The sequence below is a fragment of the Bacteroides sp. MSK.20.82 genome (genome assembly GCF_019052485.1).
Classification (GTDB): domain Bacteria; phylum Bacteroidota; class Bacteroidia; order Bacteroidales; family Bacteroidaceae; genus Bacteroides; species Bacteroides thetaiotaomicron.
In genome coordinates, this window is the sequence record NZ_JAHQUN010000054.1 from 15,814 (window position 1) to 32,382 (window position 16,569).

General features: G+C 39.6%; 14 protein-coding genes and 1 pseudogene. 1 reads left to right on the forward strand and 14 read right to left on the reverse strand.

Annotated elements, in window-relative coordinates; all coding sequences use genetic code 11:
- Nucleotide 1: 1 nt before the first annotated feature.
- The 13 genes and pseudogenes from KTR07_RS24375 to KTR07_RS24435 form a co-directional block, all read right to left on the reverse strand.
- A complete protein-coding gene (locus KTR07_RS24375; protein ID WP_008759891.1) occupies nt 2-946 on the reverse strand; it encodes a phosphoribosylaminoimidazolesuccinocarboxamide synthase in 945 nt (314 codons plus the stop codon).
- A gap of 46 nt (nt 947-992) precedes the next feature.
- Nucleotides 993-2,009: a PhoH family protein gene (locus KTR07_RS24380; protein WP_008764423.1), complete on the reverse strand. Its 1,017-nt coding sequence runs from the start codon at nt 2,007-2,009 to the stop codon at nt 993-995.
- A gap of 90 nt (nt 2,010-2,099) precedes the next feature.
- On the reverse strand, nt 2,100-2,777 hold the full coding sequence (locus KTR07_RS24385) for a DUF5715 family protein (RefSeq protein WP_008759894.1): 678 nt from the start codon (nt 2,775-2,777) through the stop codon (nt 2,100-2,102).
- Between the two features lie 83 nt (nt 2,778-2,860).
- Nucleotides 2,861-4,519 (reverse strand): flotillin family protein, encoded by a 1,659-nt coding sequence (locus KTR07_RS24390; RefSeq protein ID WP_008764424.1) that lies wholly within the window; start codon nt 4,517-4,519, stop codon nt 2,861-2,863.
- A 20-nt stretch (nt 4,520-4,539) separates the two neighbouring features.
- The gene (locus KTR07_RS24395; RefSeq protein ID WP_008764425.1) at nt 4,540-5,037 is read right to left on the reverse strand and encodes a hypothetical protein; all 498 of its coding nucleotides are present in this window, start codon (nt 5,035-5,037) and stop codon (nt 4,540-4,542) included.
- 321 nt (nt 5,038-5,358) lie between these two features.
- On the reverse strand, nt 5,359-6,432 hold the full coding sequence (locus KTR07_RS24400; protein WP_008759897.1) for a Fic family protein: 1,074 nt from the start codon (nt 6,430-6,432) through the stop codon (nt 5,359-5,361).
- Between the two features lie 299 nt (nt 6,433-6,731).
- A complete protein-coding gene (locus KTR07_RS24405; protein ID WP_162303118.1) occupies nt 6,732-6,893 on the reverse strand; it encodes a hypothetical protein in 162 nt (53 codons plus the stop codon).
- A 145-nt stretch (nt 6,894-7,038) separates the two neighbouring features.
- Nucleotides 7,039-7,299, reverse strand: a complete 261-nt coding sequence (locus KTR07_RS24410) for a hypothetical protein (RefSeq protein ID WP_008764427.1) — start codon at nt 7,297-7,299, stop codon at nt 7,039-7,041.
- A 22-nt stretch (nt 7,300-7,321) separates the two neighbouring features.
- Nucleotides 7,322-10,198 (reverse strand): fimbrial protein, encoded by a 2,877-nt coding sequence (locus KTR07_RS24415; protein WP_008764428.1) that lies wholly within the window; start codon nt 10,196-10,198, stop codon nt 7,322-7,324.
- A gap of 18 nt (nt 10,199-10,216) precedes the next feature.
- On the reverse strand, nt 10,217-11,260 hold the full coding sequence (locus KTR07_RS24420; protein ID WP_008764429.1) for a FimB/Mfa2 family fimbrial subunit: 1,044 nt from the start codon (nt 11,258-11,260) through the stop codon (nt 10,217-10,219).
- Between the two features lie 13 nt (nt 11,261-11,273).
- Nucleotides 11,274-12,356, reverse strand: coding sequence for a FimB/Mfa2 family fimbrial subunit (locus tag KTR07_RS24425; RefSeq protein ID WP_008764430.1), 1,083 nt, complete (start codon nt 12,354-12,356; stop codon nt 11,274-11,276).
- A 118-nt stretch (nt 12,357-12,474) separates the two neighbouring features.
- On the reverse strand, nt 12,475-13,755 hold the full coding sequence (locus KTR07_RS24430) for an Mfa1 family fimbria major subunit (RefSeq protein WP_008764431.1): 1,281 nt from the start codon (nt 13,753-13,755) through the stop codon (nt 12,475-12,477).
- 760 nt (nt 13,756-14,515) lie between these two features.
- Nucleotides 14,516-14,761, reverse strand: a pseudogene (locus KTR07_RS24435) (DUF3874 domain-containing protein); the annotation flags it as partial.
- A gap of 136 nt (nt 14,762-14,897) precedes the next feature.
- Between KTR07_RS24435 and KTR07_RS24440 the strand changes: the two are divergent.
- On the forward strand, nt 14,898-16,379 hold the full coding sequence (locus tag KTR07_RS24440) for an RNA-binding domain-containing protein (RefSeq protein WP_011109168.1): 1,482 nt from the start codon (nt 14,898-14,900) through the stop codon (nt 16,377-16,379).
- Between the two features lie 43 nt (nt 16,380-16,422).
- On the opposite strand, the gene KTR07_RS24445 is transcribed toward KTR07_RS24440, so the two are convergent.
- Nucleotides 16,423-16,569: DUF3874 domain-containing protein (locus KTR07_RS24445; protein ID WP_195382128.1), on the reverse strand; the 147-nt coding region annotated here is incomplete at its 5' end.

Sequence of the window (16,569 nt, forward strand, 5' to 3'; positions counted from 1 at the left end):
CTTATTTGCTCAAGAAATTCATAACGTTCTTTTCGATACGTTCAGCGATGTTGCTGGTATCTTCTTTCACAAATTTCTCACCGGTGATATTCTCGAACAATTCGATGTAACGATCGCTGATGCTCTGTACGATAGCCGGAGTCATTTCAGGAACTTTCTGACCATCCTTGCCTTGGAAACCATTTTCCATCAGCCATTCACGAACGAATTCCTTAGAAAGCTGCTTTTGAGGTTCGCCTTTTTCGAAGCGTTCCTGATAGCCGTCAGAGTAGAAGTAACGGCTTGAATCCGGTGTATGAATTTCGTCCATCAGATAGATAGTACCGTTGTGCTTGCCGAATTCGTATTTTGTATCAACGAGGATCAGACCGCGTTCAGCAGCGATTTCAGTTCCACGTTTGAAGAGAGCCAGTGTATATTTCTCCAGAGTCTCATATTCTTCGGGAGTAGCGAGTCCTTGTTTCAGGATTTCTTCCTTAGAGATATCTTCGTCGTGCAGTCCCATTTCCGCTTTCGTTGTCGGGGTGACGATCGGTTCCGGGAATTTCTCGTTTTCGCGCATACCATCCGGCAGTTTCACACCGCAGATTTCGCGTACGCCGCTTTTGTAAGTACGCCATGCGCTACCGCACAGATAGCCGCGTACAATCATTTCTACCGGAAAGCCTTCGCACAAAACTCCGACAGTAACCATCGGGTCCGGCGTAGCCATTTTCCAGTTCGGACAGATGTCAGTAGTGGCATCGAGGAATTTGGCTGCAATCTGATTCAGCATTTGGCCTTTGTAAGGGATACCTTCAGGTAAAACCACATCGAAAGCCGAGATACGGTCGGTTGCTACCATGACGAGTTTTTCGCCGTTGATGTTGTACACATCGCGCACTTTTCCGTGGTACACGCTTTTTTGTCCCGGAAAGTTGAAATCTGTTTTTGTTAATGCTTTCATTGTTTTATTATAATTACAAATTACAAGTTACAAATCACAGAAACGACTAGTTGTTGACCTGTTTCACCGGTCGTTCGCCGTTGATAACCAGTTGTTCATTCTTTCGTTTCTCCCTTTCGGCTTTCGCCTCCTTGTCGAATTTTTCGTAAGCATCTACGATGCGTTCCACTAGTTTATGGCGTACAATATCTTTTTTGTTCAATTCTACAAAGCTGATTCCCTTTACCCCTTTCAGGATGCGGAGTGCTTGCACCAGTCCCGAAGTTTGTGAGGCGGGGAGGTCAATTTGAGTCATATCTCCCGTAACGATCATTTTGGTATTCATACCCATACGGGTGAGGAACATTTTGATTTGTTGTACAGTGGTATTCTGCGCTTCGTCCAAGATTACGACTGCGTCATTCAGTGTACGTCCACGCATAAATGCTAACGGAGCAATCTGAATAATGTTCAATTCCATGTATTCCTTTAACTTGGCAGCGGGGATCATGTCCTGCAGAGCATCATATAATGGTTGCAGATACGGATCGATCTTATCTTTCATATCGCCGGGCAGGAAACCGAGTTTTTCTCCGGCTTCTACAGCGGGGCGGCTGAGGATAATCTTTTTGATCTCTTTGTTTTTCAGCGCACGGACGGCGAGGGCTATGGCAGTATATGTTTTTCCCGAACCGGCGGGGCCGATGGCGAATACCATATCGTTTTTGGCAAAGCCTTCCACCAGTTTCAGCTGGTTCTCGCTTCGTGGGATAATGGGCTTGCCGGTAACGCTGAAAACAATTACGTTTCCGGTCTGTTCCGCTTGCGGAGCATTCCCTTTTATAATGTCGATGATGACTTCCTCTTTCAGCGAATTATATTCGGCACAGTATTTTTCGAGTTTGGTGATATTTTCTTCGAAGGCACACATTTCCTCCTCATCGCCCAGCACTTTGATGACATTGCCGCGGGCAACGATGCGTAGCTTCGGATATAAAGCTTTAATTAACTGTATATTGGCGTTGTTTACGCCGTAAAAAATAACCGGGTCAATATCCTCAAGAACAATCAGTTTCTCTATCATTGAATCGTATTAAAGAAAAATTTCTGCAAATTTAGTGAAACGTTTTGGATTCTTCGGCTGTTTACGGGTGAATTTTATTGCAATTTATACTCATCGTGCAGTGATGTGGAAACATCCCTGTTTTAATTCATATTTTATGTAGCATTTATCGGCTTGGCGCAAGTCTCTCAACACTTCAGACAGAACGAGCTTCAAGGTATCGGCATTGACATCCTGCAGAGGTCGTCCGTCTTCGTCTTCCACCTTTTTGAATCGTTTCCAGCTGACGTCAAAGGTTGCGCCATAGCAATGGGCGGAGTTTGCGGAAGCATTTCCATTCCGACGGCGGAGACGCTTCACGTCACTCTGCGAACGTAGTACGGAAGTGACGATAATCTGATTTGGGTTCAACCCTTTTGCTGTCAGTGAATCAAGAAAATTGGAGCCGATGGTGTCGAGCAATTCACTGGCGCGGGGGACCAGATAGGGGATGGAATGCGTCAGAGAGTCTACTGTGTAAAATTGGTTGTCGGTGATATGGATAAGCTGTTCTTTCATCTTTTCGGCGGCGTCCCTGTCCTCCGGCGGGCAGATGCCGACGGCTTGGGCCACGGCGAGATGTTTATCATTCAAATCCGGGAAAGAACGTTTGTAACTGACTACACCACGGATGTTGCGGGGTTCGTTCAGTTTGAGAGACATATCTTTCTTTTTGCAGCCGGCAGTGAGAGTGACAAGCCCCGTAATCAATATAAATAAAGGCAGAAGGTGAAGTTTATGGTTATTCATTTTTAATATTTTGCTCGCAAAGATATAAAAAAATGCCTACCTTCAAAATGAAGGCAGGCAATCTCTATGAAATAATTTATTGGTTATTTCTTCTTCTCTTCTTTTTTCTCCTCCGGCTTTCCGGCAGGTTTCTCTTCCGTTTTGCTTTCCGGGTTGATGATACCCTTTACCGTTTCGCCGATAGGCAGTTTATCCAGTACACCGAGACTTGGGGCTACTGTTTTCACCAGTGAACTGAGGAAATTGCTTGTACCTCCGTTTCCTCCGTCGAATACGGTGATATTGCCTAGGTTCATGTGTTCGAAAGCCTTCACTTGTTCTCCGGCAATTTCCTTCCATTGGTCTACCATCTTGTATTGGATGGCGATGGCAGGGTTCGATTCTGCTGCTCTGACCATAGCCTCGAAACCTTCTGCTTCTGCGAGCAATGACCTCTTCTTACCTTCTGCTTCCGCTTCCAGTTTCAGTTGGATAGCTTTGGCTTCCGCTTCCGCTTGTGCCAAAGTCGCTTTTGCACGTGCTTCCGCTTCACGGGTAATCTTTTCGGCGATGGCATTTGCCTGAAGGATAGCCTCCTGTCTTGCGATCTCTGCCGGAACGATCTTTTCAGCTTTCAGTGAAGATTCTACTTTCTTCGCTTTTGCTTCTTCCACTTCTTTTTGGGCGATTTCCCGGGCAGTTTGTACGGCAGCTTCCGATTTTGCAGCGGCTTCACCGGCTTGCTTGTCGGCATTTGCCTGTGTGACGGCTAATTCGGCATTTGATAAGGCCACTTCCTTCTGTGCGTCATTACGTCCGATAGCCGCTTTCTTAGCAGCTTCTGCCTGTTTGATTTCCATGTCGGAGTTCAGTTCGGCGACACGGCTTTCCTTTTCGGTGTTTGCCTGCTCGATGCGGATATTCTTTTCCGCTTCCGCTTTGGCCACTTGCGATTCTTTTTCTGCGTTGGCAAAGGCTACCTGAGAGATTCTCTCCTTATCCGCATTTGCTACAGAGATTTCCTGTTGCTTTTTAGTTTCGGCGATGGCGATATCCTGATCTTTGCGGGTTTCCGCAACCTTTGTTTCACGTTCCTTTATCTGATTGGCAATTTTGATAGCACCCAGCTTTTCCTGTTCTTCGATGTTGGCTTGTGCTTCGTTCAGAGCCTTGCTTTCAGCTTCCTTACCCAGGTTGACGATGTAGTTGGCAGCGTCGCGGATATCACTGATGTTGATGTTCATCAGATACAAACCGAACTTGCGAAGTTCCGTGTCGATGTTGTCTTTTACTTTAGACAAGAATTTATCACGGTCGGAGTTCAGCTCTTCGATAGTCATGTCTGCAATCACCAGACGCATCTGACCGTATACTACATCCGTAATCAGGTTCTGTTTGTCATCCATTGTCAGTCCCAGCATACGTTCGGCAGCATTCTGCATCACTTCCGGGTCTGTGCTGATAGCTACGGTGATGGTAGTGGGTACGTCCACACGGATATTTTGGGCAGATAGGGCGCCTGTCAGTTTACAGTCTATCTGCAATGGTTTCATAGAAAGGAATTCGTAGCCCTGAATGATCGGCCATACGAAAGCGGCCCCACCGTGATATAACTTGGCTGATTTCTTTTCTCCCCCTGTTTTACCGTATACAACGAGGACTTCGTCACTCTTACATTTACGGTAACGCGACAGGATGCCGATAAAAGTAAGCAGAATGACCGCCACTAGTATAGCAGCCATGATTAGCATTTCTTGTGTCATAAAATTGTGTATTTGAATAGTTATTTAATGTATAAAGTTCCGTCTTTGTAGCTGCTGATGATTGTTCTGTCTCCGGTCTGATATGCTTTTCCGGTTTCGGAGATCACGTCCACTTCGCGCATGGCGCCGTCCCGGTTTGTCTGTACGGTATATTTGTTATCACTTTGCTTGAAGTAAATGGTACATTCCCGTCCTACCAATTGATCGGTCTCTTCAGACCGGTTCACTTGCTGCAGTTGATAGGCTTTCTTATAAAGAAACCATACGGCAAAGACAAAGAACAGACCTACCAGAATTCCGATTGCATAACTTGCTATATCGGCATTTCCTACGAGGTACATATACCATCCGAATCCGATCCCGAAGTGGGTGAGACCTTTGAAAGATACTACGCTGCTGATATCAGCATCCACGTCCACATCTGCATCTATGTCTCCGAAGAAAATGGATAATACGAATTGAATAAGAAAAATTCCTGTAGTGACGAGGGCGATGATTAGGAAGATGGTATGACTCATAGTAATTCTGTATTAATATAAATGTATCAGTTATAATACTCCAAATATACAGGTTTATAAGAGATAAACAAAGATAATGTGATAAAAAGTAGATATGTTTCGAAAAGTTTTCATTTTCAGATTGCCTCTGTTCAATTACCTGTGTTATCAATATACAATTACTCTTGTATAATTTTGGGACCAATCCGGACTATTGTAACCGTATACGAGGAAAGGATTATTAGGCTTCATGGCTATTACATGTTTTACGTTATACATTTTATGTAATACAAAGAACACAATAAATAATCAGATATGCAAAGAATCACTCACATAAGATATTCATTTCTTGATCTCCCAAAAGCCATTACGACGTCCGTTTTTGCGTTCTATAATACCTCTTTCACTTAAGTTTACGGTCATGGATTTGACGGTTCTCTCAGATTTTCCTATGTGCTGTGCTATTTCTTTTTGTGTTGCATTTGGTTTTTCTTTGAGGTAGTTAAGTACGGCTATCTCTTCCAAAGTGCAGTCTAAAGTGCAATTTTTGCACTTTGGGATATCCATATCAGTCTGTTTTGCACTTTGAATGGCTTCCTTTTCGATTTCGTCGATCTGTAGATTTCGATTTTTAAGTTCATTTTGTTCGTTGAGAATCAGGTTTCTGAAGAATTTTTCTAAAAATTCGGTCGTGGCATACACACCTTTGGTTAGGTCATTATAGTTAGCTCTGACGAGAGCATTGCGGAAGTACCAAGAATGGTTGGCGAAGGTCTCGTTACTGAAATTGAATCCAAAAGTATGCAGATATTTGATCGTGAATACGGCTGTTGTGCGTGTATTTCCTTCACCAAAGGCGTGTATTTGCCATATTCCAGAAACGAATCGGGCAATATGTCTGATGGCCTCATCTATATTCAGATTTTTATAATCAAAAATCTTTTCTTGAGAGAAATCATATTCCAAGGTTTCGCGGATACTTCCTGCACTGGCATAAAGTACTGTTGCTCCTTTCAGTACCCATTCATTCTTTGTAATATTGTAATCCCGTATTTGTCCGGCATGGCTGAATATGCCTTCAAATAAATGCCGATGAATAGCCAAGTATTCGATAGGTGAGAATGTGAATGTATTCTCCGAAAGGATCTCTGTTATTCTGGCTGAGACCTTATCGGCTTCTTCCGTACGATCTTCGCTAGATGAACGGGCAACCTTTGATTTGTAATAACTATCAACTAATTGTTTGACCTCGTCAATAGTGATATCCCCTTCAATGTGTTGGCGGGCTTTTTCCTTCAAATATTCCGAAGGTTTAAGACCATCAACAGCTTGCAGGCCAATGGCTGTTTGCCAAGCGTATCCTTTCTCCCGCTTATGCGGTTCGCTCTGTCTTATGTATTCCTCGAAGTCGTTCATCTTTTACGTTATACATTTTATGTAATACAAAGAACGCAATAAATAATCAGATATGCAAATCATGTGAACTCCTGCGAATCATAACTTATGCTTCCGGTGAATTGTTGTTCACAAACAAAACAAGCTTTGTAAATATAGCTATCATTTTTGCTTCATTGACATGAAGCTATCACTTTGACAAGTTAAAAAGGCTTCTACGGGTTGGAAGCCTTTCTTATGGGCAATGCAATCTGAAGACATTTCGCGAATTATAACTTATGTTTCCATGTTTTCCTGTCAAAATCACCAAATCGTGAAACTTATTTTTCGTCCCATATGATAAAGGCTTCGCATCCTCGCTCGAATTCATCTCTTTCGGGGGTTCCTATAGCACCAAAATCTTCGGTGATCAAGTCTTCTATAGGAGTACATCCATTAATCTTTATTTTTTTATTTGTCATCATCATTTGTTCTCCTTTCATTTTCTTTTTGCACAAAAAATCCCCACCCACTCAGCGCTACTTTCACAAGCTGCCTCTGAGTGGATTGAGGAACACAAACAAAACAAACAATATATTGTGTAATTTCTTACTACGAGTTATGAAGCTTATACTCTTCTACAGTTTTTTATGCTGCAGGGCAATCAAGTACAAGCAGCGAATCTTCACACAGCGTGATGGAACACTTTTCCAAAATACTGAGGTCGATTTCTACTTTTATCCGACCGCAGACATCTTGCACTTTGTGTTTGAAGTCTACAAAGCCTTTCACAAATTTTTCGATTCGGTTGGCTGAATGCTCATAAGCATACCAGCGCCCGTTCTCTTCAAACAGATAGGCTTGGCGCATATCTGATGATTCTAGTTGCAGGATGTCTTTTGGTGTCATAATATTTACTTTTAAGTTTTATTTATTTAACGTCACGAACACAACGAACAAATGAACCAACAGTGCCTTTTGTTATTAAGTCCTTATCTACAGTAAAATGATCATTTTCGTTGAATTTCCAACATGTTCTTGTAAAAGAACCATATCGATAATCATAAGCATCTGTGACTTGGTATTCTACCAAACTCGGATCTTGAAGATAGATAATCATAAGTTCTCTTTGATTAGGTGCTCTCCATGAACCTTTATCAGACTTATTAGCATTCTCAAAGTAATTTGTACATACACTACGAGATAGTCCACTGTTTTTTACAAGTGATTCCCAGTTTGTGGGTCTTGGTCTATTATTCGATCCTCCCCATCCGTTGCTGGTCTCTATCCCATCAATTGTCATTCGTTTATTGGCAACTTGGAATGCAGTATAAGGTCTATTGTAAGAACTAAAATTGTGATGTAAATCTAATTCACCATTCTCTATAAATGAGGTACGTATACTTTGCTTATCTAGATAAGCCATCTGGAATGTATAACTATTATTCATATTATATATCTTTCCTTCCTTTTTACTTGTACTATTATATTGGGAACTGATTCCTAAAGTACGTACACATCTAAGCTTTTCGGGGGCTTTTGCATAAAGTATACCTGCAGCGGGACCAAAAGTGGCTCCTTCTTCTGACCACAGTCTTTGCTTATCACTACTAATATAGTGGTAAGTACCATAAGTTCCTATTTCTTTTTTATTATATGTATATGTTCCAGGTTGCTTATCACCATCACCAAATAGTGGAGTTGGTAAGCTTTCTGCACCTAAGAACATTCCAACTAACTGGTTGATGGCAGGCAAGAACCATTTTACTTCTGAGCCGCTGATTTTTCCATCATTGTTTTCATCTCTGTTACGTGCCATGCATGCTTGAATAGCATTTGCTGCATCATTTATTGTAAATGTATTCTTACCATTTGATAGAGTTTCTGTTCCGTAGCTACTTATATTGGTGTTGTTAACTACAGGATAGGTATTCTTATATCCATTTTCTTGAGAACTGCCGTAACTTCCGCTTTCCCATCCATTAGGTACACCTGTTTCATCTATATGTTCCATACCTAGCGCAGTTTTGTCACTATTAAATTTTTCTGTGCTGTAATAGGTTTGGATAGATTTTTGTGTGATCATATATTTCGCACTTGCATAGCTACTTTCTCCATCCGGACTTTTTTGTGGACTAAAGATTAGTAGTGCATAGCGGTCGTCTTTATTAACAAATTCTTCCCAATTTTCGTTCCCCCAATTATTATTAGAGGAAGTTTCTAGCGGATTATTTTCGTAAAAATATTCGTCTACAAATACTGTATAATAATATGTATTATCTTTATTGGTATCTTTCTGGTATTGATCTTCGATATCTGCTTTTAATTCAAACAAGTTAATCAATCCCTTTCCATCTTTTGGATAATTTGCCAATGTAGATTCGTTATTGCAACGTGCAAATCGCAGCCATTTGCAATCATGACCTACTACTGATTTGTCGTCATTATTTGTTTCTCCAAAAGGAGTTTTTACATAGAATTGCAATCCATCTTTCACTTCTGAGTACTTGAATTTTAAAATCAAATATCCATAATGAGCGTCTAGATTATATACAGTAGTCTGTGAGTCTACGATATCACCTTCTGCTCCTGGAGTATTTTCCGGATTTCCCTCCTCTGTTACTTCCGTAACAATATCTTCTACATTATTGATAGTTACATTATATGTATATTTTTTATTTCTTTCATTTTTGAAGTCAGCCGCAACATTATCAACATATCCCAAATGAATGACGTAAGTAACGTCGGCTACTCGTATACCATTGTCATTGTCTGCATTTTCAATTTCCATGTGCGCCTTAATCTCTACAAAGGTCGCATAAGGTTCTACATATTTATATTCTCCTGTATTTTTATGTTCATTAGTTTTGACCTCTTCTTCACGTTGTTTGTAATTCTCGATTGATCTACCTTCATAAGTTTTGGCATTCTTTCGGTTTTCTAACATATAAAAGTCGAAATCATAAATGTTATCAGTTTGTTCTCCAAACCTAATAGAAGATTCTGTATTCTCGTAATCTTCTGCTGTATTACCGACTGCATCAGCGTCTTGAGCTACTATATAAGATTTATTGGGCACATTGTATACTCTCCAACTTTTTGGAGTAAATGTTTTGATCTTTCCTCCATTAGCTTGCATGTTTGGAGTAATCTTGAAGATAATATGTGAGTCCAGACGGGTGAGGCTAATCTTTCCGCTAAGAGTGGTTGACTGTGCCGGAATGTTACAATATCCAGTTTGTGGTTGTGTGCTTCCATCTATATAAGCACCACTCATCACAAGTGCGGGCGACGAACGCTCCACATTCGCTTTGATTGTCAATGCTACAGACAACTTTTTAAAATCGGCTAATGAATTAACGTTCTCTAATGCTGCAGTGATATCACCACCTAGATCGTTACCTTTTACATTGGCTACTGCGTAGATAAGGCTTTCTCCACTAGTTGTTTTTAATGTTAGTGTGCCGGAAGAAACTTTCCCGTTTGCTTGGTTACCTGTAATAACATTCTTAATCAGATCACTGTTATAGTACCCTCCTCCAGTTTTTCTAGCCTGGTCGTTGTTGGCATTGAAGATGAGGACATACAGGTCGTTTACTTGGAATTCTCCTTCATCGCTTAATCCGCGAGTACTGACTTTCTGCATGGAAGGTATAGTGAATTTAAATCCGACCTCTACGGGAACTCCCTCTACAATCTCTGATGATTTATATATTTCTTCATCTGTACAAGCATTAAAAGCTATACAAGCTAATGTCAAGTATGTTATATTTTTTATTAATTTCAATATATTGTTTTGCTTTTTCATCTGATTATCCTCCTTGCATTAATTAAATGACGGAATATTCACAGTTTTTTCTTCCCATATTTTTACTTCATATTCTAAAATAGGATTGACATCTACTTCCACCTTTACATTAGTAATATTGAATACATACATATAGTTACGAAGAACGTCATAATCACTTCCATTTTCACTGAACATAATATCATAGTATTTTATTTGTCCTTTCACTTTTGCTTCTATCTTCAAATAGAGCTGTTCAGCTTTATCTACACCTATGTTCTTATGTTCTGGAATATAGAATTTATTCTCAATATTATTGCCTTGCGTTCCGCTCAGAGAGCCTGCAGACAGAGGTGTTGTTGCTTTAACAACATTGGTTGGGATAGAAGGTTGACCATTCGCATTGGTCGGAGCACAATATCCGCCATTATTGTAATTGTGTAAACTTACATTGGTGATTTCAAAGTTTTCCAATCCTTTACCGTCATTCACCGTTACATTCACTTTGGCAATAGCACGTTGCAATGTAAGTTCTCCTATATTATATTCTCCCGATTGAATGGATGCAATAGTTCCCTCTCCCCACATCGGAATATTTGTTGACCAGTTTTTGCCTTCATAACTATAAACCAATTGTTTATATAAATCAGCTTTACTGTTTCCTTTTGTCATGGTAGGAGATTGCACACCCTTACTTTCCGTATTCACCATTACCACAAAATCCATAGCGGTTCCTGTCATATATGTCTCTGTCAGTTTTCCTTCTACAAAGCGGGTTGCATCTCCGTTGGTGCCGCTTATCAGAATATACTTTACTTTCTCAACGAATTTTCCTCCTACGAAAGTGTATACTTGAACATCGTTAATTGTTCGTTCGCTTGCTAAACCTTCTGATGAGCCATTTATGCCTCGTGTGGAAGAAGTCGGGAAAGTTAATGCGAAATTGACTTTGCCACCTTCTATTAGTACTGCTTGGTCGTTGTTATCGATCGGACAATCACCCATGACTCCGTCTGAGACACACGATGTTGCCATCATGCATAAGATAGCTAGCAGATAATATGTCAAATGAGAGTATTTCATTTTTTGCTTTATTTTAAAGTTCGATATCATTGAGTTGGATGATCCAGTCGTTTACTTGGATTACAGTTTTGATGAGTGCCAATTTCTCATCTACAAAAATCACTAGTTCATATTTATCTTCTCGGTCTAAGTATTCTTGAAGAGAATAATTACGATCTTTATATTTTTCGGCATCTACTTCTTCGAAGTATTTCACCAAGTCGGAACTTTGGAATAATACTTCCTGAGTAGCAGTATTTTTGATTGTCAACTCCGGCTTTTGGCTTTCCACAAGTCTTGCCACGCTCATTTCGCTAACGATACCGTTGTATTGTTTGGCAGGTTCATCTGCAGAACTAAAAGCTCGGGTACTGACTACATCCGATGTGACATTGTATGGCTTGTAAGTCAATAAGTTATCTTCTAATAGCGTGTTGTCATAGTTCATGTAACCATTATTGTCGTATATGGCGCATTCGAAAGTTTTTTGTGTCAAGCGGGTTACAGGTCCTCCTGATTGGTTTACTTGTGCTACAACGACACGGATTGTATTGGTATTTTTTACTAATGAGACTTCGGTGATTTGCTGTCTGCCGCTACGAGTGGTAGTTCCTTTTTTAACCTCTCCATGCCAGAGTGAATGTAGGCTGTTGTCTACTATGTATTGTCCCTTTTCATCCTCGGTGGTGCTGCGAGTAGCTTCTTTGCGTAATGTTTTTACTCTTAATTCGTCAATTTTAGCTTGATTGGGATATAGCAAAGGGACTGCAAATGATTCATCATTTAATCCTGCCCATACCACCAGGTGGTATTGCGAGAGATCTATATCTACGTTCATCGCGTAGGTTTCTTCTCCTAATGGCTCACCTTCATCGGTGTTCTGGAAAACAAGATTGTTATTATCGTCAAAAGCGTAAAGAGTAACAGTTCTTACTTGTTCGGCGAATACATCCTTTTCTTCCATATTGTAGTCATACTTGAACTTGACACAATATTCGATGTCACAATTCTCATTGTAATCCAAAATGGAATCACAAGATGTAATTGCACCAGCCAATATTGTGAATAACAATATGTTATTTGCTTTTTCTTGTATGGTAGTTAGGATTCGTTTCATTGTTTTTACTTTTTATGCTTTTAAAGAGCGGATGTTTTGTTTGAATGTGATACTCTCTTCTTTCGGAGTATAATTTAGGGAGAAGAGACTTCTCCCTAAATTAATTTATTATAGTTGATTAAAGACCAACATTATTGATATGGATAGTCCAAGGAGCTATAGTAACACTCATCATTAATTTCGTTTCATTTTCAGGAGTTGGAGGTACAGGTTTCGGATAACCTAAATCAGCAATAGAAGTAACTTTTAGTTGGTACCAGTTATTGCGAGCGATATTAGCTCCAACACCAAAATGCTCGATAGGTGCTTGATAATAGCATTTTCCTCCTGCATATCTCATGATACTTCTGTTAGCCAAAGCTACGTCGTCATTTTCTCCAATACCAGTAAGATCAACATCTGCACATAATTCTTCCCAATTCTTGTAAATTTGAACTTTCCATGTTTCACCATCACTTTGTAATTTAGGTCTGCTGTAGAATGTTCCTGCTATTTCTTGATTTCCGTCATTTTCGAAGAAAACTTGTCCTTGATAAAGAACGCTGGTGCTAGTTGCTGTATTCCATTCACTACCTAAATTTTCGAGTACGTATGTTGTTCCTGTTGCATTCAACCATCTGTAATCAGTCTCACTTACTTCACCTGTTTTATATGGGTGTAAGAATGACGACCATGCTGCATTTCTACCACCAAGTACATAAGAATCGTCAGCTAGATTAGTGTATGTATGGCTCAAAATTTGTACATACACCTTTGGTCCTACGAAAGTGGGAGTTGTTAATTCATATTTGTTGTCTATAGAGCGCTTTGTCTCTTCTGTTAATTTTGCACTGATTCGTTCAACGCTAATGTTTGCTGTATTGGTATCTGTTCCACCTACAATTGCTTTTATTACAGTAGGTTCTCCATTAACATTGCTCATCATAAAATTACCAGATTTAGCTATTGTTTCAGCTATATAATCCAAACCTTCACTTGGTAATTTTTGTTTTCCAACCTTTAAATTCTCCAAACCAGTTGTTGGTATCTCCATAATAGGATTAATAAATGCGTAAACCTTTACATTGTTTCCTGCTTCAACTTGGAATTTCTCTGTGCTGTATATTCTAGCACCACTTTCAGTTTGTTGACCAAAGGTTAATCCTTTTACAACAATTCTTTTGTTTGTTTCAGTGTACTCTAAAACTGCTGTAATTTCAGTAGCTGCATACTCAATATCTATACCTGCATTTGTGCCACCATCTGATACAACTCTAGTTGTGGGAAACTGGAAATTGATTTGCATTGCTGCATTTTCACCATTTGTTTGGATTCCATCATTGTCAATGATTTCGTCATTGCTACAAGCTGTCATGGCTGCTACTGCCAAACCTGCTAATAATAAATTCTTTACTTTCATTTTAGTTTTGATTTTAATGTGTGATGCTATAATTCTTTTTTTTAGGGTTTGCATATTATACTATGTATGTATAATACGCTAATTGTTTTTTCTTTTTTTTAGGAGAGTCATCTAAAGGATGAGGGTCGTTTGTTTTGTTAAAACATCATTTTCTTTTTAATAGGAAGCCCTTATATTATATAAGGAAAAAGAAGTAACTTCCGAGAGGAATGATTTTGTTTGTTTCTAATAGGCAATGTTTCTTTAATTGTTTATATACTAATTTTATTGTTTTGTTCTTTTGTTTGTTTCGCAAGAAACTTTTGTTCCTTATCGACATTGCAAAGGTATGGGAGAAATGCGAAATCGTTAATTGGTGTTTTTTTCAATTTTGAAGGTGAATTTTTCAATCTTTTAAATGGTCTTTTGAAATGGGTGAATTGATCGTTTTTTGAATGATTTTTTGGTTAAATGAATGTTTTGCCGCCTATGTTTTCTATTTACCGCTGTTGTTGTTTTATTATTTTCTTCAACTATTTTAGATATAGCGAATAGAATTTGCAGCTAATGTATGGGGAGTTAGTGAAATTGTGTTTCGTTCATTCCGTTTTGAATGATTTACTACTGCTTTGCATCACATTGAGAATTACAGTACCGATTAGGGTTCAGATTGTTCAGCTTTATCATGAACCTCCTTGTTCATCGATATTCCGGCTGAAAGTACTATCCTAAAAACTGGAAATATCGCTTTCAGTGCTTTCAGCCGTGTTACCAAATTCAATCATCGTCTTACCACCAAATATACATTCCCATATTCCGTATGCTTCCGTTCTACCCCCATTTTTATCAATACTTGTGCAAAATGGTTCGGATTGAAACCTCGTAGAGCAGCAGCATTCCGTTTCTTCAGTTCTTTATAAATATCGGCGGCAGAAAGTCGCAGATATTTCTCTTCTGCTGAGGCTGAGGTGCGGAAACAACTGAGAAATACTTCTTCGGCAGGGCAAGTACGGTAAAAGGGGGCACTTGGCAATAGCTGCGTTGTTTGGCGTTGATACACTCTCTTTTTTCCGAATGCAATAAGAATATGCTGAAATTTACTCTTTCCTAAAATCGATTGCTTATCTTTGTTCTTTTGAAATATATTATAATAAAATGAAGATATGACAGAACAAGATATATATAAACTGCTTGCAGATGGTGAGCGTGTTACGCTTGAATGCAAAAAGGCACAAAATGGTGTGCCAAATTCTTTGTGGGAAACATATTCTGCATTTGCTAATACGAATGGTGGAATTCTTTTGTTGGGGGTATATGAAAACGTAGCAGAGAAAGACTCTTTGATGAGATTCACAATCACTGGTGTTGAGGATGCAGACAAAATACGCAAGGATTTATGGAATACTATTAACAGTCGTGAGAAAGTAAATGTGAATCTGCTACATGATGAGGATGTTCAGACGATTAGCGTTAATGGTAAGGAGGTAATAGCGATAAATGTACCACGTGCCGATTATAATTTGCGTCCTGTTTACATTAATAACAACTTGATGCGTGGTACTTATAGACGCAACCATGAAGGTGATTATCACTGCACAGAGCAAATGATAAAGATGATGGTGCGCGATGCTTACGAGGATGGCAATGATCGTATGTTCTTGGAGTATTACACAATGGATGATATTGACATCCCGACATTAGAGGGTTATCGTGTTATGTTCAAGACTAATAATCCAGAACATATTTGGAATAGTCTTGATCATAAGGAGTTCTTGATGCAACTTGGTGGCTATGTTGTAAACCGAAAAGATGGTACTGAAGGTCTGACTATAGCAGGTCTTCTGATGTTTGGTAAAGGGTTGCCGGTACGTGAGCGTTTTGATTATCTGCGCATGGACTATATTGACAAGTCAAACCTTATAGGTGACCAACGTTATAGTGACCGACTGACCTATGACGGTACATGGGAGAATAATCTGTTCAACTTCATTCGTATGGTAGTTCCCCGTTTGACGCGAGATATTCCAAGGCCATTCCAAATGGATGGCATTATCCGTAAGGATGATACACCACAGCATAAGGCAGTGCGTGAGGCTTTTACCAATATGATTATCCATGCCGACTTAATGCTGAATGGCCTTCTTCGTGTCGAGAAGTATGATGACCGCTTTGTGCTTTCCAATCCAGGCTTATTGAAATTGCCTGTTGAACAAATCTATGCTGGTGGCGAATCCAAAGCTCGTAACCAACGAATGCAGCATATGCTCCGTATGATAGGTTACGGAGAAAACCTAGGCTCAGGTTTCCCGCTCATCCTTAGTGCGTGGAATGAGAAGCATTGGCTGAAGCCGGAATTGGTTGAGCAGCCGGAACTGATGCAGGTGAAACTAATCCTTCATATTGAGAATCGAGTGTATGTCACGAAAGATGTCACGAAAGATGTCACGAAAGAACTAACAGAACGTCAACAGATTATACTTGAATTCATGCAAGCTGATGGAACTATAACTATCTCTGAAATGTCCCAAAAGACAAACGTGACAGAACGGACTATTAAACGTGATATAGAATCTCTTACAGAGAAAGGTATACTTTCTCGTGAAGGAGGACGCAAAGAAGGTCGATGGGTAATCCGTAAAATTTGATGATATAGGCACATTATATAAGATAATATAATGCAAGTGAAATTCATCGTCTTACCACCAAATATACATTCCCATATTCCGTATGCTTCCGTTCTACCCCCATTTTTATCAATACTTGCGCAAAATGGTTCGGATTGAAACCTCGTAGAGCAGCAGCATTCCGTTTCTTCAGTTCTTTATAAATATCGGC